21 protein-coding genes are annotated in these 25,176 nt (G+C 43.7%); 14 read left to right on the top strand and 7 right to left on the bottom strand.

Translation table 11 applies throughout. The features are described 5' to 3' along the window. Positions 1–121 precede the first annotated feature (121 nt). The 7 genes from L4D05_RS12235 (at position 122) to L4D05_RS12205 (ending at position 6,287) form a co-directional block, all read left to right on the top strand. The gene (locus L4D05_RS12235; protein WP_428794166.1) at positions 122–1,912 is read left to right on the top strand and encodes a PTS ascorbate-specific subunit IIBC; all 1,791 of its coding nucleotides are present in this window, start codon (positions 122–124) and stop codon (positions 1,910–1,912) included. 119 nt (positions 1,913–2,031) lie between these two features. Beyond that, positions 2,032–2,493 (top strand): PTS sugar transporter subunit IIA, encoded by a 462-nt coding sequence (locus L4D05_RS12230; protein ID WP_428794165.1) that lies wholly within the window; start codon positions 2,032–2,034, stop codon positions 2,491–2,493. 9 nt (positions 2,494–2,502) lie between these two features. Then, positions 2,503–3,201: an L-ribulose-5-phosphate 4-epimerase gene (locus L4D05_RS12225; protein WP_428794164.1), complete on the top strand. Its 699-nt coding sequence runs from the start codon at positions 2,503–2,505 to the stop codon at positions 3,199–3,201. 20 nt (positions 3,202–3,221) lie between these two features. Next, positions 3,222–4,097, top strand: coding sequence for a pyridoxal phosphatase (locus tag L4D05_RS12220; RefSeq protein WP_428794163.1), 876 nt, complete (start codon positions 3,222–3,224; stop codon positions 4,095–4,097). A gap of 5 nt (positions 4,098–4,102) precedes the next feature. Next, the gene (locus L4D05_RS12215) at positions 4,103–4,750 is read left to right on the top strand and encodes a 3-keto-L-gulonate-6-phosphate decarboxylase UlaD (protein ID WP_428794162.1); all 648 of its coding nucleotides are present in this window, start codon (positions 4,103–4,105) and stop codon (positions 4,748–4,750) included. A 9-nt stretch (positions 4,751–4,759) separates the two neighbouring features. Continuing rightward, entirely contained in the window at positions 4,760–5,641 is an 882-nt protein-coding gene (locus L4D05_RS12210; RefSeq protein WP_428794161.1) for an L-ribulose-5-phosphate 3-epimerase, read from the top strand. A 199-nt stretch (positions 5,642–5,840) separates the two neighbouring features. Beyond that, entirely contained in the window at positions 5,841–6,287 is a 447-nt protein-coding gene (locus tag L4D05_RS12205; RefSeq protein ID WP_428794160.1) for a hypothetical protein, read from the top strand. An 85-nt stretch (positions 6,288–6,372) separates the two neighbouring features. Here L4D05_RS12205 and L4D05_RS12200 read toward each other — a convergent pair whose 3' ends face one another. Continuing rightward, positions 6,373–7,047: a hypothetical protein gene (locus L4D05_RS12200; protein ID WP_428794159.1), complete on the bottom strand. Its 675-nt coding sequence runs from the start codon at positions 7,045–7,047 to the stop codon at positions 6,373–6,375. Between the two features lie 43 nt (positions 7,048–7,090). Continuing rightward, positions 7,091–7,570: a c-type cytochrome gene (locus L4D05_RS12195; protein ID WP_428794158.1), complete on the bottom strand. Its 480-nt coding sequence runs from the start codon at positions 7,568–7,570 to the stop codon at positions 7,091–7,093. 130 nt (positions 7,571–7,700) lie between these two features. Between L4D05_RS12195 and L4D05_RS12190 the strand changes: the two genes are divergently transcribed. Further along, entirely contained in the window at positions 7,701–8,336 is a 636-nt protein-coding gene (locus L4D05_RS12190; RefSeq protein WP_428794289.1) for a cytochrome b/b6 domain-containing protein, read from the top strand. A 2-nt stretch (positions 8,337–8,338) separates the two neighbouring features. Then, positions 8,339–8,767 carry a MarR family winged helix-turn-helix transcriptional regulator gene (locus tag L4D05_RS12185; protein WP_428794157.1) on the top strand — a complete coding sequence of 143 codons (429 nt, stop codon included), beginning with the start codon at positions 8,339–8,341 and terminating at the stop codon, positions 8,765–8,767. Positions 8,768–9,014: 247 nt separating this feature from the next. Here the strand turns inward: L4D05_RS12185 and L4D05_RS12180 are convergent, their stop codons facing one another. Beyond that, on the bottom strand, positions 9,015–9,932 hold the full coding sequence (locus L4D05_RS12180) for a LysR family transcriptional regulator (protein ID WP_428794156.1): 918 nt from the start codon (positions 9,930–9,932) through the stop codon (positions 9,015–9,017). Between the two features lie 135 nt (positions 9,933–10,067). Here L4D05_RS12180 and L4D05_RS12175 point away from each other — a divergent pair, with 135 nt between their 5' ends. Further along, positions 10,068–11,492 carry a sodium:solute symporter family protein gene (locus L4D05_RS12175; protein ID WP_428794155.1) on the top strand — a complete coding sequence of 475 codons (1,425 nt, stop codon included), beginning with the start codon at positions 10,068–10,070 and terminating at the stop codon, positions 11,490–11,492. Positions 11,493–11,644: 152 nt separating this feature from the next. After that, positions 11,645–12,883 carry an NAD(P)/FAD-dependent oxidoreductase gene (locus tag L4D05_RS12170; RefSeq protein WP_428794154.1) on the top strand — a complete coding sequence of 413 codons (1,239 nt, stop codon included), beginning with the start codon at positions 11,645–11,647 and terminating at the stop codon, positions 12,881–12,883. 244 nt (positions 12,884–13,127) lie between these two features. Here the strand turns inward: L4D05_RS12170 and L4D05_RS12165 are convergent, their stop codons facing one another. Together L4D05_RS12165 and L4D05_RS12160 are read right to left on the bottom strand one after the other, a co-directional pair. Beyond that, positions 13,128–14,342: a phosphoribosyltransferase family protein gene (locus L4D05_RS12165; protein WP_265675417.1), complete on the bottom strand. Its 1,215-nt coding sequence runs from the start codon at positions 14,340–14,342 to the stop codon at positions 13,128–13,130. 240 nt (positions 14,343–14,582) lie between these two features. Beyond that, on the bottom strand, positions 14,583–16,166 hold the full coding sequence (locus L4D05_RS12160; protein WP_428794153.1) for a hypothetical protein: 1,584 nt from the start codon (positions 16,164–16,166) through the stop codon (positions 14,583–14,585). 515 nt (positions 16,167–16,681) lie between these two features. Between L4D05_RS12160 and L4D05_RS12155 the strand changes: the two genes are divergently transcribed. Next, positions 16,682–18,013 carry a hypothetical protein gene (locus L4D05_RS12155; protein WP_428794152.1) on the top strand — a complete coding sequence of 444 codons (1,332 nt, stop codon included), beginning with the start codon at positions 16,682–16,684 and terminating at the stop codon, positions 18,011–18,013. Positions 18,014–18,601: 588 nt separating this feature from the next. On the opposite strand, the gene L4D05_RS12150 is transcribed toward L4D05_RS12155, so the two are convergent. Beyond that, a complete protein-coding gene (locus tag L4D05_RS12150; protein WP_428754423.1) occupies positions 18,602–19,378 on the bottom strand; it encodes an alpha/beta fold hydrolase in 777 nt (258 codons plus the stop codon). A 563-nt stretch (positions 19,379–19,941) separates the two neighbouring features. On the opposite strand from L4D05_RS12150, the gene L4D05_RS12145 reads away from it, so the two are divergent. Continuing rightward, positions 19,942–21,816, top strand: a complete 1,875-nt coding sequence (locus L4D05_RS12145; protein WP_428794151.1) for a heparin lyase I family protein — start codon at positions 19,942–19,944, stop codon at positions 21,814–21,816. Positions 21,817–22,273: 457 nt separating this feature from the next. Here L4D05_RS12145 and L4D05_RS12140 read toward each other — a convergent pair whose 3' ends face one another. Then, positions 22,274–23,167, bottom strand: coding sequence for a DnaJ C-terminal domain-containing protein (locus tag L4D05_RS12140; RefSeq protein WP_428794150.1), 894 nt, complete (start codon positions 23,165–23,167; stop codon positions 22,274–22,276). Between the two features lie 530 nt (positions 23,168–23,697). Here L4D05_RS12140 and glgC point away from each other — a divergent pair. Continuing rightward, positions 23,698–25,011, top strand: coding sequence for a glucose-1-phosphate adenylyltransferase (gene glgC / locus L4D05_RS12135; protein ID WP_428754425.1), 1,314 nt, complete (start codon positions 23,698–23,700; stop codon positions 25,009–25,011). Positions 25,012–25,176 lie beyond the last annotated feature (165 nt).

Here is a 25,176-nt window from a genome sequence, read left to right as displayed (position 1 = left end):
ATAGTCACAAATGAGCATTGAATGATTACTTTTGATTGTTAAAGTTTATCCCGTGAGCAAAAACAAGATAGCACTACATCCTACAAATCATTAAAACTACAAATTATATAAGGGTAAAGATATGGAGTTCTTATACGACATCTTCTATATTTTTTACAGTCAGGTCATGACCAAGGCACCTCTACTACTCGGTCTGGTTACCTGTCTGGGGTATATTCTTCTTAAACGTGACGCTACCACTATCATCTCGGGTTCAATCAAAACCATCGTTGGTTTCATGATTGTGCAAGTCGGCGCAGGGACATTGGTCGCTGGCTTCAAACCCGTCATCGAAAAAATGAGTGAAATCCACGGGCTGACAGGCTCGGTGATTGACCCGTACACCTCTATGATGTCCACCATGGAAACCATGGGCGACAATTACTCCTGGGTCGGCTACGCCGTATTGCTTGCTCTGGGGCTTAACATCCTCCTTGTTGCCTTCCGCCGCTACACGGGTATTCGCACCATCATGCTAACGGGACATATCATGTTCCAACAAGCAGGTCTAATTGCGGTGTTCTACTTCGTTCTTGGCACCAGCATGTGGGAAACCATCATCTACTCTGCAATCTTAATGGCATTGTACTGGGGCATTTCTGCCAACATCATGTATAAACCAACGCAAGAAGTCACCGGCGGCGCAGGCTTCTCAATTGGTCACCAACAACAGTTTGCTTCATGGATTGCCACTAAAGTTGCACCAAAGTTAGGGGATAAGAACGATAGCGTTGACCATGTCAAACTGCCTAAATGGCTACACATTTTCCACGATAGTATTGCAGCGACCACATTAGTCATGACGGGTTTCTTCGGTATTATCCTGCTTTCCTTTGGTCTTGATAACCTTCAAGACATGGCAGGTAAAACTCACTGGTTCATCTACATCTTCGAAACAGGCTTGAAATTTGCGGTAGCGATTCAAGTTATCGTCACTGGCGTGCGTATGTTTGTTGCCGAGCTGTCCGAGGCATTTAACGGTATCTCACAACGTCTCATTCCTAATGCGGTATTAGCGATTGACTGTGCGGCGATTTATGCTTACTCACCAAATGCCATGGTATTCGGCTTCATGTGGGGCGCAGTGGGTCAATTCACCGCCGTTCTTGCTATGCTGGCGTTTGATGCACCAATCATGATCATCCCAGGCTTCATTCCAATGTTCTTCTCAAACGCCACGATTGGTGTATTTGCCAACCACTTTGGTGGCTGGAAAGCGGTCATGAAGATCTGTTTCGTGATGGGTATCATCGAAGTCGTCGGCTCTGCTTGGGCAATCCACATCTTTGCGCAATCTGGTACCGAGTTTAACGGCTGGATGGGCATGGCTGACTGGGCACTTGTCTTCCCACCAATCATGCAAGGTCTCTCTGCCTCAGGCTTGTTCTTCTTTGTCATTCTTGCGCTAGCCGGTGTTTACATGTACTTCGCCTCTAAAACGCTACGAGCTGAAGAAGACGCAATGGAAACCGTCACAGCTGTTACACCTGAAGGCATTGAGATTGAAGTGGCTGCACCCGTTCAATCAACAGCTACCGCCGAAGCACCACAAGCAAGCGGTAGTGCAACACAAAAACCGGTTCGCGTCCTCGTGTGTTGTGGGTCTGGTCAAGGCTCATCCATGATGTGCTCTAAGAAAATTAAAGAGTACTTAGATAAAAAAGGCATCCCAAGCTCAACCTTTAACAGCGCGATTACCGACTACAAATCACACTTAGGTTCATTTGACATCATTGTTACTTCCGTCGCGTTGGCTGAAAAAATTACTGGCCTTCCAGAAGGTAAACAGCAGCTCGCCGTGAAGAACATGATTATGGTGAAGACGTTTGGTGATGAGCTAGTTTCTATCATTGAAAACAACTTCCATAAGTAGGCAACGACGCACCGCTTAATGGAAATATGATTTATATCCGTACTATCTATAACTAAAAATACGACTCGGAGAGCTACTCTCCGAGTCCATAAAAACAAAATATCTATGTGAGGCAAGCAATGAACTTAAAAGAATCTCTTCTTCAGAACAACGCGATTTTACTCAATGCCAAAGCAACAGATTGGCAAGCTGCAATCAAGCTTGGCACCGACGCATTAGTTAACGCAGGCATTGCTGAAACCCGCTACTACGACGCCATCATTACCGCTATTAAAGACGAAGGTCCTTACATTTGCATTCATGATGCCTTTGCTCTTCCCCATTGCCGCCCTGAAGATGGGGTAATAAAAACGGGTTTTGCGTTAACTGTCTTAGAGACACCGGTCACCTTTGATGGTGTTGACGATCCTGTTGACGTACTTATCACTCTCGCAGGTAAAGACTCTGAGGAGCACATTGAAGGCACCATGCAAGTTGCCAATCTTATCGAATTTGATGAGGACTTTTCCAAGCTTCGTGCCTGTAAAACCCCAAATGATGTCGCACAACTCATTGATGCTGCATTAGCTGCAGCAGAGTAAGGAGTCCTTATGTCGCAATATCAAGCACTAAAACAGCGCGTCCTGACCGCTAATCTTCAACTGCCGAAGTATGGTTTAGTCACTTTTACTTGGGGAAATGTTTCCGAGATAGACCGTGAGTTAGGCGTGATAGCCATTAAGCCATCTGGCGTGGAATACGATGACATGTCTGTTAATGACATCGTTGTGGTTGATTTAGAAGGCAACCGCATAGAAGGCACGCTTAATCCGTCAAGCGACACCGCTACACATATAGAGCTTTACCACGCATTTCCTCAAATTGGTGGTGTGGTACACACTCACTCTCGAAGCGCCACTATTTGGGCGCAAGCAGGCATCGATATTCCCGCTTTAGGCACAACACACGCCGACTATTTTTATGGCGATATACCGTGTACACGTAAACTGTCTAGCCGAGAAATCGCCGGTGAATATGAAAAGAATACCGGGCTCGTTATCGTTGAGGAATTTCAACAACGTCGCATTCAAGCCATGTCGATCCCAAGTGTCATCGTTGCGGGGCATGCTCCTTTCTCGTGGGGAAAAGATGCGTCCGATGCCGTCCACAATGCGGTGGTCCTCGAAGAAATTTCCGCGATGGCATTAGCGACACGCTCACTCAACAGTGGCATTAAAATTCAACCCGAGCTTTCTGATAAGCATTACCTCAGAAAACATGGTGAGAATGCCTACTATGGTCAAGGCTAACGATGGTGCTAGGAGAATCTATGTCTCAAGTAAAAGCTATGCCTCAAGTAAAGAATGAGCCTCAAGTCGAGCCTACATATCAAGTTCTTGCCCTCGATTTAGATGGGACGGTATTAACCGATGACCACACCATTCATCCTGAGATCAAGCAAGCAATTAGTGAAGCACAGAAAGTCTGCCATGTCGTCATCGTAACAGGTCGTCATCATACCGCGGCAAAGCCTTATTATGATGAGCTTGAGCTAACCACACCGATCATCTGTTGCAACGGGACATATGTATACGACTACCAGTTGCAACAAGTGCTTGAACACAACGCGATAAGTAAAGACAACGCGCTGCAGTTCATTCAAATGGCTAATGAGTTTCAAATGAAGCTGGTCATGTACGTGACGAATGAAATGACCTATAGCAGCAAAACGCCGATTCAATACATGCAGCAGCTTGAATCATGGGCAAAGCAATATCCTAAGGGGCAGCAACCGCAAATCCGAACCGTCGACTCGTTTAATGAACTCGCTGAACAAACCGACTATGTGTGGAAATTTGTCGTCGAAGGCGACGTTAACTTGGTGCAACGTCTAGCAGAAGACCCGTGGGTCTCGCAACACTTCAATGGTGAGCGTTCTTGGTCAAATCGCATCGATTTTGCTGCCAAAGGCAATAATAAAGGCGCGCGCCTAGCCAACTATGTCCAAAAACTGGGGTTCACCGCTGAGCAAGTCATTGCCATCGGTGACAACCATAACGATATTTCCATGCTTGAATTTGCAGGCTTGGGTGTTGCGATGAAAAACGCCGACGATACGGTGAAATCCAATGCTCAACTTACCTGCTCGACCGATAACAACAGTAACGGGATTGCCCGCCTAATTCGTGAAAAATTTAAAGGATAAGTAAGATGACTAAACCAATGATCCAAATCGCCCTAGACCAAACTGATCTTGAATCTGCAATCGCAGTAGCAAATAACGTTGAAAGTTTTGTCGACGTCATTGAGGTCGGAACTATTTTGGCATTCGCCGAAGGGATGAACTCGGTGAAAACACTGCGTGCTAACCACCCCGATCACATTCTAGTTTGTGATATGAAAACCACCGATGGCGGCGCTATCTTAGCCAAAATGGCTTTCGAAGCAGGTGCCGACTGGATCACTGTGTCTGCTGCCGCACACATCGCAACCATTGGGGCGTGTAAAAAAGTGGCCGACGAGCTAAATGGTGAAATTCAGATTGAAATCTACGGTAACTGGACAATGCAAGACGCGCAGAACTGGGTTGATCTGGGCATTAGCCAAGCGATTTACCACCGATCTCGTGATGCGGAATTGGCGGGTGTTGGTTGGACAGAAGAAGATCTAGTGAAAATGCGTCAACTCTCTGAATTAGGTATCGAGTTGTCGATTACCGGCGGGATTGTGCCAGAAGACCTTTACCTGTTTGAAGGTATTAAAGCAAAAACCTTTATTGCTGGCCGCGCGCTAGCAGGTGACAAAGGCAAAGAAACTGCCGAAGCACTACGCACACAAATCGACCGTTTCTGGAACTAGGAGAACCCCATGTTTGAAATGATGCAACGACACCGTGTGGGATTATATGAGAAGGCATTGCCTGATCATTTCTCATGGGAACAGAAGATCAAAGAAACCAAACAACTTGGTTTTGATTTTCTTGAAATTTCTGTTGATGAGTCAGACGAAAGACGCAGCCGTTTAGATTGGGATGACAACACCATCTACGAGCTAAGGCGATTGTGCGAAGAGCATGCGCTGCCGTTGCAATCCATGTGCTTGAGTGCACATAGAAAGTTCCCTTTTGGCTCTCAAGACGAATCCATTCGCCACCAGGCCGCGATTCATATGGAGAAAGCGATTACCTTGGCTTATAAACTGGGCATTCGCACCATTCAATTAGCGGGTTACGATGTTTACTATGAACCCGCTAATGAAGCCACACATAAACACTTCATTGAGGGAATGAAACTCGCAGCCCAAATGGCAGAGCGAGCAGGCGTCATGCTAGCGGTTGAAATCATGGATACAGACTATCTGAACTCACTCAGTAAGTTTGAAATTCTAAATCGCGAAATCAACTCTCCTTACTTTACCGCCTATCCGGATGTCGGCAATATCTCGGGCTGGAACTACGATATTTGTACAGAGTTAGCGTTAAGCATGCCTCACATCGTGCAGATCCACCTAAAAGATACCTACCAAGTCACCGCGACTTATCAAGGACAATTTAGAGATCTTGTCATTGGTGAAGGCGATGTGGATTTTAATGCCATTTTCACTACGCTAAACGCCACACAATGCGTGGTTCCGCTGGTCATAGAAATGTGGGCAAAAGATGACAACTGGCGCAGCAACATCCAACAGGCACAAACGCGTCTAAATCAGGCTTGTGAACATGCAAGGCTACCGACTTTATTTGCCGCATAATAATTTGTTGGACGAATAATAATTTTTTAAACACATAGAATACTCAACGGCTAAAGCACATTTGTGCTAACCGACGTTTTCACCCCCTAGCATTATGCTCCAAGCAGCACTTTTCTCAGTGCTGCTTTTTCCGTCTATTGACAACGCCCACGCAAAGCTTCAGAGTAAGCCCCCACAATTACTCCACGAGCGTTCACTTATGAAATCACTTTATTTTCAACTGTTTTGGCGTGAAAAACACGGCGTCATGCTGGAAGTAAACGGTCTGCCGGATCTACCAAGTCGGCTGCAAGAGGAGTTCACTCAGTGGAGTAAAAACCGCCGCAAGATACAAGCTTTCGAAGCTAGTTTACAAACTTGGGTCAGAATTGACGAAAAGGGTTCAAGTGTTCATTTTACATTGCAACCCAACGGCACCTTAATTGAGAACAACCTCTTTAGTGATGACTCGCAAACGGGACACTGGAAGATTGTTGATGGGATATTACTGCTTAAAATCACCGACGGTGATACGATGACAGACTACCAAATTGTCGGCAACCGCCTAAACAATATTCACTGTGGTGTTGCAACCAGCTCACAGGATTCCAGCAACGGTAACTCAAGCCGTTATAGTAAGTTTATCCAAGTTCAACGTAGTCAATAAATAAGCCCGTAATTAGCCAAAGGAGTTTTGCACATTTCTATTGCCCAAAACTCCTCGCCCTTCACGACTTAATTAACCTTAATATTTACAGCTTTGTCATATCCAATTTACGCCCTAAATGTTCAACGTCAACACTGGCATAACCAAGGCGAATCGCTTCAAATTGTTTGCTCATCTCTAGCGCTTGCTCGGCATCTTTTGCCAACACAGAAACCAAGTACACTGGACGTACAACATTCGATTCCAATGTCTGCGTATTAATGTACGAGGAAGACACAGAGCCAACCTGATTCAACGCAATCACACGCTGTAGATCAATACTAAGTACTCGGTCAATTTCCAATGGTTCGATGCCAGACTTCCAAGTAAACGTTAGGCCGTAGTTATTATTCTGTGGTGACTTATCTAGCCACTTGGCTCCCATTGGTTGGATATTACTAATTTTTACAAGGTTGGCTTCATACAGAGGAAGTGCGGATAATGACGCTCTAATATCATCCTCACTTTCTCCTTCCATTACAAACCTAAGCAACTGAGTCGTCTGCTCTCCCACTTTACTGTCCGTCACAAACATGTCTTTGACTTGTCCGCTATCAACAAACTGTTTAAACGCTTGCTTTTGCTGTGGCATTTTTTCCAGCACTTGATAAATATCAGTCGTGTTCCATTTCAACTCAACGCCGAAATCTTGCGCAAAAGAAAGACTCGGTGTTAACGCTATGATCGATAGGCTCAATACTAATTTTTTAATTATTTTCATGACTTTACTCTCTATTTATTATTTCATTACAATTTTTGTAGGGTTACCAGCGAGAACGATAGGTACGATGGCAAGCACGACATGTCGACTCTGCTGATTTGATCGCTTGTTTCGCTTGTTTTTCATCTTGGTTATTAGCGGCAGTCAATAACGTTTTATAGCTATTGTTCATCTCTAACATCAACCGATTAAACTTTTCTGGTTTTTGCCACACATCCAGTTTTGCTCGGCTTCCTTGGTGCGAATTTTCTGGAAACGCTTGATTTAGCATATCACTATATGCAACTAGTTTTATAGATGTATCTTCTACATCTGCCCACGTTGTCTCATTTCCATTTAAGGTTTTCTGTACAGACTCCGTCAAACTTTCTATCTGATTGAAAGCTTGCTGTCTTTGTTCGATTTCGTCCGCTTTAATTGCAGAGCTTTGTACAACTAAAGCTATAACAAACAATCTTGTGACCAACTGCGAAACGCAGCCTCCCTCAACCATTTTCAAATTCGATTTCATCAATGTAATCATCTCATGCCTCTTTATATTATGAGTTTACCTATCGCTTGAGCATTAATTTACACAACAATAGTTGCCATTGCAACTATTGTTGTGTAAATTAATTGAACATTCGAAAAATGAGATAACCAATATGATAAAAATTAAGGTGTGGGACCTAGCAACTCGACTCTACCATTGGAGCCAAGCCATTATTTTCTTGGCACTTATGGTAACTGGTATTAGTGGTAACGGACCGCACGTTCAGTTAGGGCTCGCATTATTTACTTTAGTTACTTGGCGAATCACCTGGGGAATGGTGGGAAGTGAAACCAGTCTTTTTCGTCAATTTATGGCCTCGCCTAAAAAAGTATGGGCCTACCTAAAAGCGGAACGCCATACACAGCTTGGCCATAACCCACTAGGGAGTTGGATGGTGTTTACCCTTCTGGCCAGCTTACTATTACAATGCATAACGGGCATGATTCTCGCAGGCATGTTTGATGGATTAGCCGCTGTTGGCGTGGAGATCCCGGAGATCATCTACTTCGGCGCAGAACAAACACACCTTCTGTTAGTGGATCTACTGCCACTGCTCATTGTGCTGCACGTTGGCGCAGTCTTGATCTACAAGCTTCGCTCTAAACCCTTACTGTGGGCAATGCTTTCTGGCTATCAACAGGTGCCAACCAATCACTTTATCGCGCAACCTAATATCGTCAGTAATAGTCGCGCAATACTCGTGCTAATAGCATCAACATTAGTTACTATAGCAATAATTGCTATTTCAATGGTGTAAGTATGGAACAAAAATTCGATCGCCAAACAAGCTTTGGCTGGCTGTTAAATGTTGTCGCGAATCACGCATCAAAAGAGTTTGATAAGCGCTTAAAAGAAAAAGGACTCACGTTAGCGCTGTGGCCAACCTTGATGTGCTTGTGGGAAAAAGAAGGGATGACTCAGCGAGAAATCGCTCAAACTTCAAAAGTAGAAAGCTCCACGACAACACGAACACTTGATAAACTTGAAACGCTCGGTCTGGTTGAGCGCCAGCCTGATCCAGAAAGCCGTCGTTCATTTCGGATATTTCTTACCGCTGAAGGTCGCGCTCTGAAAAGCGAAGTGATTCATTTACCTGTTGAAGTCAATCAGCAGATGCTTTCCAGCCTCAATCCTGATGAGCAAAAAACCATCATTGGCCTGCTGCAAAAAATGGTGGCTCAGGTTTAATCCTTCACAATATGGGTAATAGGTCTGGGCTTGATTCTGGGCAATAAAAGGCGCATGGATTTCTCAACTAACGCCTTTCAATGGGTCTGCACCTCCTATTATCCTCACCCGGTTTGTTCTATCGTCTTTTGCAATAGCGTTAGATAATCTTCAGAAATAAAATCATGGTCAGCAATGACATAGCAGCAATTTCTAGGATCCTTGACGTTAAACACCACTCTCTATTTATGGCGTTTCTTTATTTATTTTACGTCGTTTTTTGTAACTCTGTCAGCTCACTCCAAAGTGGTTCTTTTAATAAATGGATACTACGTGAAACGTGCTTAGACTTGGCAATGAGCAATGATACTGATAACGGCATACTGAAATTAATAGGGGCGAATCCAATTTGGCCATCGGTGTCGTTTACATACTTCCGCGCGGTGACAATATCCACTAAAGATACACCTAGCCCTTCGCTCACCATTGCCGCGATCGATGGAAATAAGTGCACTTCGGCAACGGCATGACAACTGACCGACTGTTGAGCACACAAGGCCTTAAACGTGTGGGTGATGTAGTGACGTTCATCTAAAGTAATGAAGGGTTCATCATGAAAGTCTTGAATACTCAAGATATCTACATGCTCAAATCTATGCCCTTTAGGATAAATTGCGACTAACTCAAAATCCAATCGGTCAGCGATTAATTCATTGGTATTCGCAGGTGATTCTGCAATACCTAAATCGTAGAGGCCAGTTCGCACACCATCTTGAACTTGGGTTGAAGGTGCGATTTTAAAGGCAACATTAAGCATTGGGTTCTCTTTTAGTACACGTGCAATCACTCTTGGGGCAACGGTTGAAGGAAAACCGGGCATACAAGCGATATGGATCTTTCCCGCTCGACCAAACTTAAGCTCCGCTGCTACATCTTCCAAATGTTTTGCTGACGCTAACAAGCGCTCAACAGCAGGTAACATAAACTCCGCCTCAGCCGTTAACGACACTCCAATATGGGAGCGCTTAAAAAGAGGAAAACCGAGTTCTTCCTCCAGATTCGTGATCGCAGATGTGACTGCGGGCTGAGTTAATTCTAGCCGCAATGCCGCCAGTGAAAGGCTTCCAGCGTTCAGCACTTCCTTAAAAATTTCGTATTTTCTTAGGTTCTTTGTCTGGGTTCTCATTGCAATACCAAAGTAGTATATAAAATTCACTTATATAGATATAAATGTAACATTATTGTTATTAAATGTTAAATAATGAATACTGCTTTCAGCGCTAATAAGTGTTCACAAAATAAGCATAGAAAGGAGATCATTGTGCATATACTCGATTTGGCAGGTATCGCCATATATTTCATTGTGATGCTATATATCGGCTATCGCAGCTCTAAAAAAGTACAAAGCAGTAACGACTTTGCTGTCGCTGGAAACAAAATCACTTGGCCTATTTTATTTGCGACACTTGCAGCATCGTTCCTTGGTGGTGGCGCATCTATGGGGCGTGCCGGACAAACCTTTGACCATGGCTATGCGTTCATGTTTGCGGCACTGGCATTCCCAATCGCCACCATGATTGTTGGGGTATTCATTGCTCCTAAACTCAAGAAATATAAAGATGCTCATACCGTTGGGGACATTATGGAGCACCACTACGGTGTGCCAGCACGTATTTTTACCGGCGTCTTTTCACTACTCTTTTGTGTCGGTATCTTAGGTGCTCAAGCCTTAGCTATAGGTACAGTATTTAACATCTTGCTTGATGTTGACGTGCTCACAGGCATTATCATTGGTATGGCCGTCGTGCTTGCTTACTCAACAATGGGTGGCATGTGGGCTGTGATTCAAACTGATGTTATCCAATTTGTTATGCTGGGTTTCTTCTTACCCCTCACCATGTATATCGGGATTGAACTCGTCGGTGGGCCAAGTAACCTAGTCGCGAGTATCCCAGAGCTCCATTTCTCCGTGATGGGAGAGTATAGCTGGGGAGTTTTTCTCTCCATTTTCATTGCGTTCCTGCTTGGTGAAACCTTAGTACCACCCTATACCCAACGTGCACTGGCTGCGCCAGATTCTCGCAACGCAAAGATTGGTTATACGATTGCAGGTGCGTTTGGCTTGATTTTCTGTTTCGTGAGCTCAACCATTGGCATCATCTCATTCGTCCTATATCCAGATATCTCTCCAGATCAGGCGTTACCAACCTTGATCCGCAATGCTCTGCCTGTTGGTCTAACTGGTTTAGTATTAGCTTCATTATTGGCGGTCGTGATGTCAACGGCTGACTCCTACCTAAACTCCGCATCAGTTGTGTTTGTTAAAGATATTTATACCCGCTTCTATGAGCCTGACTGTCCAGAATCTAAAAAACTAAAACTCGAGCGTGGCGTTAACTTTGTGATTGGTCTTGGGGCTATCGCCTTTGCACTCACTGCTACGGACATTATTGATGCCCTATTGATGAGTTATGCTCTATGGGCTCCAACGATTCTTATCCCATTTATGGCGGGTGTGGTGTTTGATATCAAATGTAATCGTTCGGCCATCTTCGCCATTATCACCGGAGCTATCGTAACGTCTTGCTGGAAATGGGGGCCTTGGGATCTACAGGCTATTACGGGGCTGTCTGCTCTCATCGCTGGCGTAATCGGAAACATTTTTGTGTTTATTACGTCAATCAACCTTTTCAGTGAAAAGCCTAATTTAATGACAAGTAATACTAAGAAAGGGGAAAGCTCATGATGTTATATAACATTGCGGTTTATGGTTCAGTTGTCATCTCCATGCTCACTGTGTTCTATATCGCAGTGAAAGCCATCGCATTTTACAAAGAAAACTAAGCTCGTTCGCGCAGCATCTGTTGCGCGCTCCCCTCTAAAATTTAGGATGTTCAGATGAGCAAGATAATTGTTGTAGGTTCAGGTGTTATTGGGCTGTCAGTATGTGATGCGCTAATTCACGATGGTCATGATGTCATACTGGTTGATAAAAACTCACCAGGTAGTCAAACTTCTTTTGGCAATGCCGGATTAATCGCTGATTATGCTAACTCACCACTCGCGAACATGGATACGCTACGTAAGCTACCAGCTCTACTAACGAATAGACGCAGTGGTGTGAGTTTAGATATTCGAGATATTCACAAATTTGTACGTTATGGAAATCGGTTTGTAAAATCAGCATCAAACCAAAACTATGCACGAAACCAAAAGGTGCTCTCAAAAACGTTATCACTCTCTATGCTGGCTCACGTTGAGCAGATAGAGCGGCTAAACCTACATGATTTGGTCTTGAAAAATGGTTGTTTGCATCTCTATAAAGACAGCCAAGAAACTGAAGCCGACCTTATCGAGATTGTCGAGCAGAAGAGGAAGTTTGACATAGAGTGTGAGTTTGTTTCTAAAGAAACGGTAGGTACGTTAGAACCAAGTGTGAATATAGATGGGGTCATCGGAGGGGTATTTCACCCTCAAACTCAAAGCTTATTGAGCCCTGAAAAGCACGCAGAGGCACTTTTTCGCAGCCTATGTTTAAACCGGAACTTTACCTATGTTGAGGAATCAGTTGTAGCGTTTGAGCAAGATGGTCAATCAGTTTGGCTAGAAACCACTCACCAGCAGTTTAAAGGTGATGAGCTGGTACTGTGCGCTGGGATTGGTACCAACCAGCTGTTAGCGCAACATGACATTCAAGTTCCAGTAGTAAGTGAGCGGGGTTACCACATCGAATTGGAAAAGGCCGAGCTGGAAGTGAATCGCTCTATTGGCTGGCAAGGTAAGTATTTTTTTGCCACCCCTATGTCTGATTCAATACGCTTGGCAGGTACTACTGAGTTTGCAGATGGCGCACGTAACGCAAGGGATCAGCACCATCAGCTGCTTGAAACGTGGAGCCAAGAGTTGTTTTCGCAGCCAACAAAGGTTCGCTCAAAATGGGTAGGGGTACGCCACTCTTCACCTGATGGTATTCCCGTAATAGGTCGCCTCTCTCAAATGCAACGCGTGAGCACCTGTTTTGGTCATGGCCACCTAGGGCTAACCATGGCAGGTTTTTCAGGGCAATTTATAAAAGACATGATTTGTGGGTGCGCCGATCAAGAACTGCTCCAAGCTTATGCATTAGAGAGATTTTAGTAACTGGTCACAGATGAGTATATGGGGTGCGATTTGTATTGGGATGGCTCAGGTTTAATTGCTAAATTATTGAAATAATCATAACGACATGATCTCCCATATTGTGGGAGATCATGTCGAGTAAGCCGCTTAGTTTTGACACGCCTTAGACGTAAAAAAGTAACAGCGGTTCAAAACGGTACATCGACAAAAAGATAGCAGAGGCTTTCTCACTGGATCATGTTGCGTCGATATGTTACGTCAATTAGCCTTTAAGCTCAGATAACTGATCAGAGAACCAAATCTTGCGCTGAAAACGCGGGTTCTTAGAGGACATATCTATCTTATATGGGTTTTCTTCTTCTGAGCGCTGCGGTATCGCTAAAATCTTACTGAGTTCCTGTGCCAAGTACTTCTCGATTTTTAACACCACCATCTTCTTACGCAGACGGCCTTGCTCGTCGCGGTTAAGGATAGTTGGCATGGTATTCAATGTTAAAATCTCACCCAGTGCTGGGTGAGACATACGCTCACGCCCTTCAGTACTGGCATAGAAGTGTGAAACCGTAAACACCATATTCTCAGGTTTAAGCTGCTGTAGGAACTGGCACGATTTCACCACGGTTGAGCCAGTGCGCACCATATCGTCAAACAGTACAATGCTCGATTTTTCCAGCCCCTCGAAAGTATCTTCACTCTCTTTGTGCAGGGTGATTTCCACTTTACGCTCAGCGGTACGCTCTTTATCCAACATGATGAATTTGGCTTTGCTCAAACCAATTCTGTTGTACATCTCTTTGACAAAGTCGCGCGCCCCTTTGTCTGGCGCACAAAGTACCAAACCCTCACCGTCTGGGCCGTAGTTCAACATGTTAGAGTTAAGCAGGTAGTGCGCGTAAATCTGATAAGGAATGAGGTTATAGAAACGTCCACCAAACACATCGCCAAACATCTTCTGTACCGAATCAGAGTGGTTATGTACCGTTACCACATCATCAACGCCAGACAGCTTTAATAACTGCGCATACAATTGTGCGGTAAACGGCTGACCATCAAATTTCTTAATGTCCGAAGCAGAACGCTCACCACCTGTGTCGCCAAGCCCTGGGCGTGCACCACGATCTTGAGCAGAGAAAAACAGATCAGGCTCCACCAACACCACACGACTGGCACCATTTTCTTTAGCTGCGCGAGCAATAATAAAGTTATGCATCGCCAACTCTTGACGACTAGTAACCAAGTTGCCGGTACTGACGATGACGACAGTCTTACCGTCTAAACTATTGCCGATATTGTCCATATCGTCTTCATCAGAGATGAAGCGAGGGCAAAATTCGGTGTTCATGAAGTGTTTCATACTGATGACATCTGAAATGTCTTCATGCTGCCCCATCGCATAGGCGACATCGATGGCAAATGGGTTATCGGAAGAGTTACTAACAATCACTATATCGCTAGATAGTGTGTTTTGGCTGCTCATGGCATTCCTTATTAATTCGGAAAATGAGTGGGTTGTGATGGGGGTATTCTAGCGGTAAAGCGAGCAAAACGGCAGAGGGAAATCCGAGTTTGTGGTAAAGGCTTGTAAGTAATGGCTTGGTATTGTGGTTAGGGTAACCAGTTAAGAGAGCCTCATTACTTTCGGTGTGTTTTTGGAAGAGCTACCGACGGCTCTTCCGATGAAAGTAACATTACCATTCCGCGCTGGTTACATCAGCCGCTATAGATGGAACTTACCCGGCAAAGCATAGATTTGTGGAATATCCCTATCCCAACTCTCTAAAGGACGGCCCGTACACTGATAAACTCGGTAACCTTGGAATGTTTCCATATACCGAAACTCAGTGTCCGACCCGGGGCAGGCAATATCCAACGCTTCTCTTTCTGAGGCGTACTCAGTCAACCCTTTTTGTATAGGACCATCGACCAGCCAGTTCTCATTTTGCTTGTCACGCCATAGCACGGCAAACGCTCGACGTTTCTTTTCCTCTACTTTTTTCGATTTACCAGTATCCTTAGAAGTCTTTGCTGAAACACTCTTCGTGCTAGCTGAACTCTTACTATTACGCGCTACCGAATGATTATTAGTGGTAGACTTTGATGCAGATGAGACGACCACAGGTGTACTTTTCGAACTCGCATTCTTAGATGGAGAGTGCGTAGAAGCCACTGAAGTGGACACATTTGATTGCATACCTGTCTTGGTTGATCGTACTTGGGATTTTTGAACTGCATCATTGAGCAACAGGCGCTGCTCTTGCATCATTTGATCTAAGCTTTTCCCCGCGCCGCCTGAAGAGCTAGAAGAATATGACGATGAATTAGCGGCATATGCACTGCCTACCTCTGCAACCATCCCCAAAGCTGTATTTGTCGCTCCCACGACAGAATTATTCAATGTAATTAGGACGTTTTCTCCATCGTACATTTCAGGGTCATTTTGAGAGTATAAGCTATCCAATTTATGCAGGTACGTTGAAGACACCTGTGCATATTTTTGATTATTTCTTTTAGCTACAATGTCGAGATTCTTAATCGCATGATAACGGTAACCGCTTGTATTAATACTCTTACTTTTGTTTTTCGTATGTATAACATAGTCTTTGAGCTGCTTTTCTGACAATGGCGCAAACATATCTTTATGTGCCGTATAATTCCGTGAAATTTCGTATTCTATTCTATCGTCAGCTGGCTCATAATAGATGGTTTTCTGGTTTTTCTTATCGATATACGCATATTCCCAGTTCATTACTGCTTCAACTGTCATTCCAATTTTTACTGTACAATCCTGATTGAACTCTGAGATTCTCGTTATCCTAGCGCCATGAACTCTAGGTCCCAAAATCACTGTAGTATCATGCCACCTTTTCTTTCCGTTATACTCTAACAACGAAGTATAACTTGCTTGGTGAACCCCATTAACGTAGTAATCATTGAGCACAGAAACTAGGCGGTCATAACCGTAGCCAAAATAAATTGATTTTTGATAGGAGGCATCACATAAGTTCCAAGTCTTATATTCGGTAAACTGACAGTCATTAAAACGACTTTTATATTCGAAACAGCTATAGAGTGTATTATCAACCCAGCGTTTTATTTCTTGGTCGTAAGCCTTATAAAGCGATTTGGTTGGTGTCGATGTATTCTGCAAAGGCACGGCCGAAATTGGCATAAATAGCTGCCATTGATAGTCACCTTTAAATAGTTTCCATTCTGGTGTTGGCGCTGCTTTACTACAGCCGTTTATACTACCTACAACCCAAAAGAGACAGGCAAAAGTAACCAATAATTTTATCTTTTTCATCTTCCATATCAGTCATTGCTCATCCTATTTGACGAACAAGACCTGATTCCTACTTAACATTCCATGTGACCCATTAGGCTAGTAGGCGTATGTTGTTTTCGCTTATTTATAGTTAAAAAACACTACATAGCTAACACTTTTATGTTCAGTATCCGCCTTTTTACTCCTACTTTAAACTGGTCACCAATGCCCTGCAATCAGCGAGGAGACCATATATGGCCCTTTAGTCACTTCTCGAAGACAGAAGAATGAATTCACACTTATCAACTAATCTAAGCCGTACTGGCTTATGCAAGAGCTGATACTTAATTCGATATATTTCGCATAACCTTAAGTACGGTCAAACCTCTTATCAGCTGGCTTAATCAACTCAACCACTACAGATACAGATAGAGCTCATAATGTTGTAAACTCAAAATAATTTTTGATATGGAACATGATGAAAAGCAAGCGTCAACATCATATCCATGCGGTGTTATAACAGCTAATATGATTTGGGGATATTAAGACTTTCAATGATAGATTTTCTAGAAGGTGTCGAAACGGGTCGCCATGACTGGTACTTGAGTGCATGTGTTGGCAATAACGGACGTCCAACACAGAGAACATATGCTACCGGATTTCTAATCGCAGCCCAATCTTTACTCGATGAGCGATTATTGGAAGAAACCTCGCCCGACTATATGGTGTACCCTATTTGCTTTAACATACGTCATGGAATTGAATTAAGCATCAAGCAGCTCATTAGTGAGTTGATAGAGCTGTACAAGATGAAGGGTGAACACCACAGTTTTGATTATGCTGGCTCTCACGACCTCGGCATTATCTGGGAAAAATACACTTCTTTGGTACTAGGGTTTGATGACCGATTAGATGGTATGACAATTGACCTGGGTAAGTTGGTAAACCCTTGGGCTAAAATCGACCCAACTGGGCAAACATTTAGGTATGCATTTAGCAACCAAAGTATTAAGCACCTTACTGAGTACTCAACAATTGACCTTGGTCGTGTAGGCATTCAGCTTTCATCTCTAAAAGATGCTATTGCAAAACACTTTGACCTTTTCACCGAGCTTGAAAATGAATACAAGTTGAATACGTACACTGCGAAATTGTCCCGTTACAACCTACTTCAACTGGCTAAAAAACTACCACCTCGCAAAAACTGGGGTAAAGACGAGTTTCTTGCAGTAAAGTCCACATGGATGAAACATAAGAACTTGACGAAAAGAGAGTTCTCCCGCGCTTGTGATAAAATTCAGGAAAATCGAGAACTCAGCTATGAAATTGGTATTGAGTTGCCGTTAAGGGCTGCATCTGATGATGATATACTTTGGGTCATGAATCTTTGGTTGTCTTACCAAAAGGCTATTAACGCACCAGATTCAACAAAACCTACACCAAATAGTATTTTAGATTTCAATAGGAATAGATCTATTTGGCTTGCTGAAAATGAAAAAGAAGTCTTTGAGTTTATAAATCAACCTCTAGTAGCTGATATCCATAGTCTTTACTACTCCGGAGATATGCATAGTTACTCCGAAGAGTATGATTTTACCTTCGATAACGAGTTACAACACACTGAAACTAAAGATGAACAACTATTTGATAAGTTTATGCACGTGTTTAGAAAGCGTACTTTCGCCAATCAAATAACCTATTGTCTATCCCTAGTCGGGAGGATGTCATTAGTAAATCAATTATTATTAAATAGCGAGATTTCGGAACATATTCATAGCAAAGACAAAACAAGGGCTCGTGAGTTTAGGACTAAGCATTACTCAGAATGGTACGAAACACTTGTCGCTTCACTAGTCGAACCTGATCTGACTGTGACCAAGTCGTAAGTGACTGCCGCAACTGAAAAGTAATCCCAAGATGTTAGCAACTGTTCATTTCAACCTTATTTTGGGGTGGGTGCGGTAGTTTAGGTTGTAGTTGTCTGATGACATGTACATCTGCAATACTTCCGTTTCAGGGTTGGAGTGGACTAGCAAATTTGGCCACAAATTTAGAGTTCTAAGCATGAGAAAAAGTAAGCCACACCGCAAGAGTTGAGATTAGGTTAAATCCGACTCTAGCTCACTTTGGGGCAAAACCAAGTAACAGCCTATCCAGCAGAGTGGCACTTATAAGACATAGAGCCGAGGGGGAGATAGGTAGCGCCGTATCGAACGAGAACCCAAAATAGGATACTCAAACGCTACTTATACCACGCTAACCAAACAGTAGCGCTTTTATCAAAAATATTGCCCAGATTTGCAAGGCAATGTATTCCAGTTTTATCAATAACTCCATGTCGTACTCCCTCTTCCTTGGGGTACTTTAGTTATATCAATTTCATTCAGGTATCACAGTGAATTATCTTCATGAACACAATGGGGAGTTTAACTCCCCTCATGATTTACTGATTCAGCGGAGCAATATTGTGACCTTTAAGAAGCGTCAAACGTTCCGGTTGAGATAAAGCTTAAGATAAGGCGTGTCACGTAAGGATCTCGTCTTAGCTTGTCGTGTTTAATGTCCACTTCAACAAAATCTTTCATGCCTTCCAGTTTGGTCGACTCAACTGACACTAGCCCATCATTAGAATTATCAAACATACCACTAAAAACGGGATAACTCTGTGTCCCTGCAATGACACCAAATTCATAGTTAGGCTGTGGCAGGCTATTTGGAAAGCTGTTTGGATCCGTGGTCAATGACGTGGCCGTTTCACCTAACAATGACAACAAACCATTGTCCACAAAAAAGTCGGCGACATCGCTACCATGATTAGGTGTGCCTAAAAACACCACCTCTCCCATCTCTTTAGATGAGACAAAGTCGGGGTGATTAGCTAAATACGAGCGAATCATAAGCCCACCTAACGAGTGACCAACAAAATGCGTTTTTGATTGATTAGTATGAACAAAGTCTGCTTGCTCAAATTGCGTAATACAATCTGAAATCGCGCTAGCACTTTGTTGCAAAGTCTCATCGATTGATCGGCGGAGCGTTGGGTAGTCGACCACACACACTTGATAACCTTGTTTTGAAACCAGATCTGACATCGTCTGCATTGACCAAGCACTACGGCCTAAGCCATGAACAATGACGACCTGTTGGCTTTGATGATTTGATAGCTCACTTTTTGTTGGCTCGGCATCGGGTTTACTGCACCCTAACAAGGTTAATACAGCGCCTAGCGCAACGACCACTTTCCACTTCATAGTGCCCCTCCACGTTAGAGATAGCATATCAAACTGGTACAACCACCGCTAGGCTAATCCGGTGCGATCCTGCTTCAAAATTATCAATATGAAGTCAAAACACCAACTTATTCACTCACGCTATAAGTTTACGGTAAAAATCAACATATTATAGGGACAGCCTGTCAAACAAAGAGTTTGCCAGCTATCTGACCACAAAGGCGGCACTTATAATAATTAACTTAAATACAGAACGCATTTAGCTAGCAATGACCTCCTGATTACACAAGTAATATAATGCATCAAGCCTTTAATAATATTAGTCAATTATAATTACATTGTATAAACACCACCTTAATGACAGAACTATCTTTTAATCGGTAAAACACTTCATCTTGCACAGAACACATTCACTGCATAAATATGACATTAGTTTGATATTAATACCAAATTCACTACCTTGTTCATGAGTGCACTCAATTAATTCACATTTTCGCCGCCTAATCACATTAGAAATGAGCGATGAACTGCCGCAACATTTGGTTGTGCAGTACATCGTGGTTGGAATTAAACGAGGATATGCCATGACACCATTAAAAAATAAAAATCGGCTTGCTTCCCTACTTTATATTGCTGCTGGATCCGCCATGATTTTTGCCCCTTTAACGACATCATTCGCGGTAAGCGCGAATACACTAGATACCGATGGGGACGGCATCATTGATAGTGATGATGTATATCCATGGGATCCGTCTAAACATGCTTTACCCATTCACCAGCTTCCTACGATTATAGAAGCTGAGGATTATGACTTGGGTGGTCAAGGTATCGCATTCTTTGACACCACAGAAGAAAACCGTGGAGGTAAGAACTACCGTAATGACGAAATCGATATCTCAAACCATTCCGGTAATCTTCATGTAGGTTGGTTTGCCCGTAATGAATGGATGAACTACACCGTAGAGGTACCGGAAGGGGCATATTATGAGTTTTCTGCCTGGCTAGGCTCCACCGCCAGCACACCAAAAAGACTCGAGCTCACTGAAGGTGACACCGTTCTCGCTCACCTACCTTTCTTATCCACTACCCAAATTGTTCGCGAATTTGAACCAACTACACCGCAAACGCTCTATCTCACACAGGGTAAGCACACCCTCACACTACATGCGATAGATGGTTCGGTACGAGTCGATAAATTGCAATTTGAGCTTTCACCTTTATCTAAAGACTCTGACGGAGATGGTATCGTCGATGCAGAAGACGCCTTCCCAAACGACCCCAACGAATGGCTCGACACCGATCAAGATGGGATTGGCAACAATCAAGATCTTGATGATGATGGCGATGGTGTCAATGACGACATGGACGACTACCCCCTTGATCCTAACCGCTGGGAAAACCAAGTGACGATGGTCGTTCCTGACTCCTGTGATGGACTGGAAAATAAACAGCTGTTGTGTGACGTATTGGGTAATGATGTCGATCCAGAGCAAGATGAACTACAAATTATCATTGACCGCGAACCTCGTTACGGCACGCTAACGGTCACAAATGAGCACGTTCTATATACGCCTAACACAGGCTTTGTTGGTCTGGATGAATTTAGTTACTTTGTTGATGATGGATTTAACCATTCAGCTTCAGCTGTTGTTGATATTCAAGTAAACCGTACCACTCCTATAGAAGATGCAGCTCCAATTTACACCGCGGGTTGGGAGAATGGGACCCTACACTCTGAATTGCCAGGAGAACTTACCCCTTCTTTTTCCAGTAGTTTCGATTCCCTCACTAAGGAGCCAGCCAGTTACCATTACTACGAAACACAAGCCGTGCCATGGGCAAGGACGGGGAACCGGGTCCTAAAAGTGTTTGGTGAACCGCCAGCCTATCGCTCTGAAGCCGCGTTTATGAGCAGTATTTACCGTTTCTCACCTGGGGAGGAATCCTTTTATAGTGCCAGTATTCGTCCCGATGCATCATGGCAAACTGTGACAAAATATTCCGTAATCATTACTCAGTGGAAATCATTTAGTTCAGGGCCTCATGCGGCGATCAGGTTAAGTAACGATGGTAAGTTTGCAGTTACGTACCATTCAAGTGGTCAACCCGTCGTAGACCTAGGTACAGCACCGCAAGATACATGGACTGATATTCGTGTGTATTTCAAGAAATCACTTGGAGATGATGGTCATGTTAAAGTGTGGGTAAATGGTGAGTTGAAACTTGATCGAGCAGGCAAAACGTTACTGGTTGGCAACGACGGTTATATGAAATTTGGCATGTATACCGAAATTCGAAGCCCTAAAACGATCTATTTTGACAATATTTCGGTATCCAAAGCGATTAATCGTCCACTTGCAGAATGGGGAGCAAGCCCGGTAGACGGTATCTTTAATGATAGTGATGAAGATGGAGTAAGTAACGGGTTAGATCGCTATCCTTTTGATTCGACCCAATAGCCAGCACTCGCGTAACAACCATTTACATAACAGCAATTTACGTAGCACCTATTTACGTAATACTTAAGAGCAGTACAGCTTGCGCATCATCGCTTTGCTGCTCGTCATTAAGTCTTAAAGCCCTCGCTGGCTAACAGGCCAAAAACATGGATGTTTGGGCGAGCACTTCCTTCGTGACAAAACCAAACAGCAATCCCAAAATAAGGGCTTTGAACACCATCGTCATTGCTCTCTCCTTGGCTGGTTGTGAAATGCAAAGGGCATGTCGATATCTGCTTTACTTAAAAAATGATGGGCGAGATAGGGACCTAAATTTTAGTGTAATTTGTAAGCATAGCGCCTATTGGCCAATAACGCAGGTCATGAAAAACAAAAAGACAGCCATCAAAAGTTGGCTGTCTTTATCAAATCACACGTAACACATTAAGCGAAAACGAATAAACGCGCCGAATGCACGCTATTGCATCGTCTCTTTAAACTGTTCTAACAAGGAACGTTGTTGATCGCTCAGATCCGTTGGCACTTTGATCTGAATTCTCACCAACAAGTTACCTGTTTCTCCTTTACGACTGGTCACCCCTTTCCCTGTCATTTTGAATTTTCGCCCGTGCTGAGTCCCAGCAGGGATGCGAAGTTTAAAACGACTATCAAGCACGTTGACTTCAATCTCACCACCCAACGCCGCTGTGATCATATCGACGGGGGTATTACAGATGAGGTCATTTTCATCTCGTTCAAGAAACGCGTGTGCTCTGGTGGCAATAATCAATAACAGATCGCCTGCTGGTGCGCCGTATGAGCCCGCCCCACCTTTACCGGAGAAACGTATCTTTTCGCCGTCTTTAATACCCGCGGGTATTTTAACGTTGATCTTTTTATGCTCACCGTTAATCGGCAGCTCAACGACCTTATCAGCGCCTTGAATCGCGTCGACAAAGTCGACCGTTAGAGTAAATTCACTGTCTTGACCACGTTGAGGCCGAGGTTGACGACCTCTACCTTGCGAGAACATATCTTCAAAGCCGCCGAAACCGCCGCCAAAACCTTGTCCACGCTGGCGGAATGCATCGCCAAAGATATCATCGAACCCACCATGATGACCGCCACGTCCACCATGTCCGCCACTTTCAAATGCCGCGTGACCAAATTGGTCGTATTGACGTCGCTTATCTTTATCCGTCAAGATTTCGTACGCTTCCTTGACTTCTTTAAAGCTCGCTTCTGCCGCCGCATCACCTGGATTTTTATCCGGGTGATACTTCATTGCTAGCCGTTTATAAGCTTTTTTTATTTCTTGTTCGGAGGCACCTTTCGAGACCCCTAGCACGCTGTAATAATCTTTTTTAGACATGCTAAAACCTCATTACTCATCATCTAAATCAAAAAAGAGCGTGCTCGCGATCGGTCACGCTCTGAATACCGACAAGTTTATGTATTATTACGGATAACTCAACTCTTTATTACCGTGAGAACTCGGTTTCGCTGCCAGCGATAAACGTCGCCTACCTCACACTCCAACGTTTGAAACAAGTCTCTCTACTGATTCCTATCGATGTCATATAAATGTAACGAAGTGCATATACGGTGCATACTGATAACTAGACAAAACAAAACGCACCAAACCGGTTACGTTTGAAACACGTTGACAACAATTGTTTCACTATTGATACGGCATTCTGTGATCTACAACCAAGATCCAATGCTTGTTAATCGCTTTATTTAATATGACATGGATCGCATAACGTTTCTCTGTTCTTATAGAGGGGCTATTTATATGACGTTATTGGGTGAACTAAAAATAAACACTAACTTTCTCGCTAGAAGAAAGCACGTTTACACTCCCCCGCACGTCTTTGCGCTTGTAATAAAAGGAGTAATACAATGCCAAAGGAAAACCAATATTCTCATATTTCGAGCAATGCTCGACTACGTAATACAACGGCTATGATCCTCGCAGGAGGAAAAGGAACTCGGCTTAAAGAACTCACCTCTAGCGTTGCAAAACCAGCAGTGTCATTCGGTGGTAAGTTTAAAATCATCGATTTTGCATTATCCAACTGTATCAACTCAGGTATCCGAAAAGTGGGTGTACTTACGCAGTATATGGCGCAAGATCTGATCACTCATATCCAAACTGGTTGGCAATCGACGTACTCGGCGCTAAATGAAGGAGTACACATCATTCCTGCCCAGCAACGTGTAGGTGAAGACTGGTACCGCGGTACTGCAGATGCGATTTACCAAAACTTAGACCTCATTAAACGACACGATCAAACAGAACGAATTCTAATTTTGGGTGGCGATCACATCTACAAAATGGACTACTCACGCATGGTCAATTTCCATGTGGAAAGTGGCGCAGACGTTACTGTCGCCTGTATCCAAAAACCGATCGAGGAAGCGTCAGAATTCGGTGTGATGGGGCTTAATCAAGACGGTGACATTATTAATTTTGTAGAAAAGCCAAGTAACCCACCGTCGATGCCAAATGATGAAAGCAAAGCTCTGATCTCTATGGGTATCTATATTTTCAATCTGGATGTACTTGATAACGAATTAAAACAGGCGCTTAACGATCCAAATTACAAGCATGACTTTGGTCATAACATCATTCCAAGCCTTATCGGCCGTAGTAAGTTAAAAGGCTACGTTTTTAGCGAAAAAGGTCACCCAGGTGCCAACGGCTATTGGCGTGATGTGGGTCATGTAGAAGAATACTACGCTGCCACTATGGATTTACTTGCCCCAACGCCTGAGCTTGATCTCTACGATACCAGCTGGCCAATCATGACCAGCCAAGTACAGCGCCCAGGTGTAAAGTTTTTATTCAATGAACCAGAACGACGTGGGTTTGCTATCGACTCTGTACTGTGTGCTGGCGCGATCATTTCCGGCGCGCAGATCAAACACAGTCTCATTTCATCTGACGTAAGGGTGGAAGACCGTGCAGAAGTCACTGACTCGATCCTTCTGCCTAACGCCACCGTAGGAATGGATTGTAAACTTCAAAAAGTCATTGTTGGTGAGGGATGTCAGATTCCTGATGGTATGATCATCGGCTTTGATGCCGAGCAAGATAAGGCTCGCTTTACGGTTTCAGAAAATGGCATCGTGCTAGTGACGAACGAAATGATTGATAAGCTAGTAGAAAGTGTGGTTCTGCCACTCAAAGGCGAGAGCGAAGCAACGGCTTAATTATTAATGATCAAGGACTAAGACCACCAAAGAGCCGCGATATCGTGGCTCTTTTTCTATTCACACTAAGACCAATCAAATCAAGAAAAATTACACTCCCTCTACCGCCTCCTAGTACAAGCACCCTCACTTTACTTCATATTAGGTTCACGCTAAAATTTGAAC

The sequence above is a fragment of the Vibrio nomapromontoriensis genome (genome assembly GCF_050337205.1).
Taxonomy (GTDB): Bacteria; Pseudomonadota; Gammaproteobacteria; order Enterobacterales; family Vibrionaceae; genus Vibrio; species Vibrio nomapromontoriensis.
This window is presented reverse-complemented; position numbering and strand designations above follow the sequence as displayed.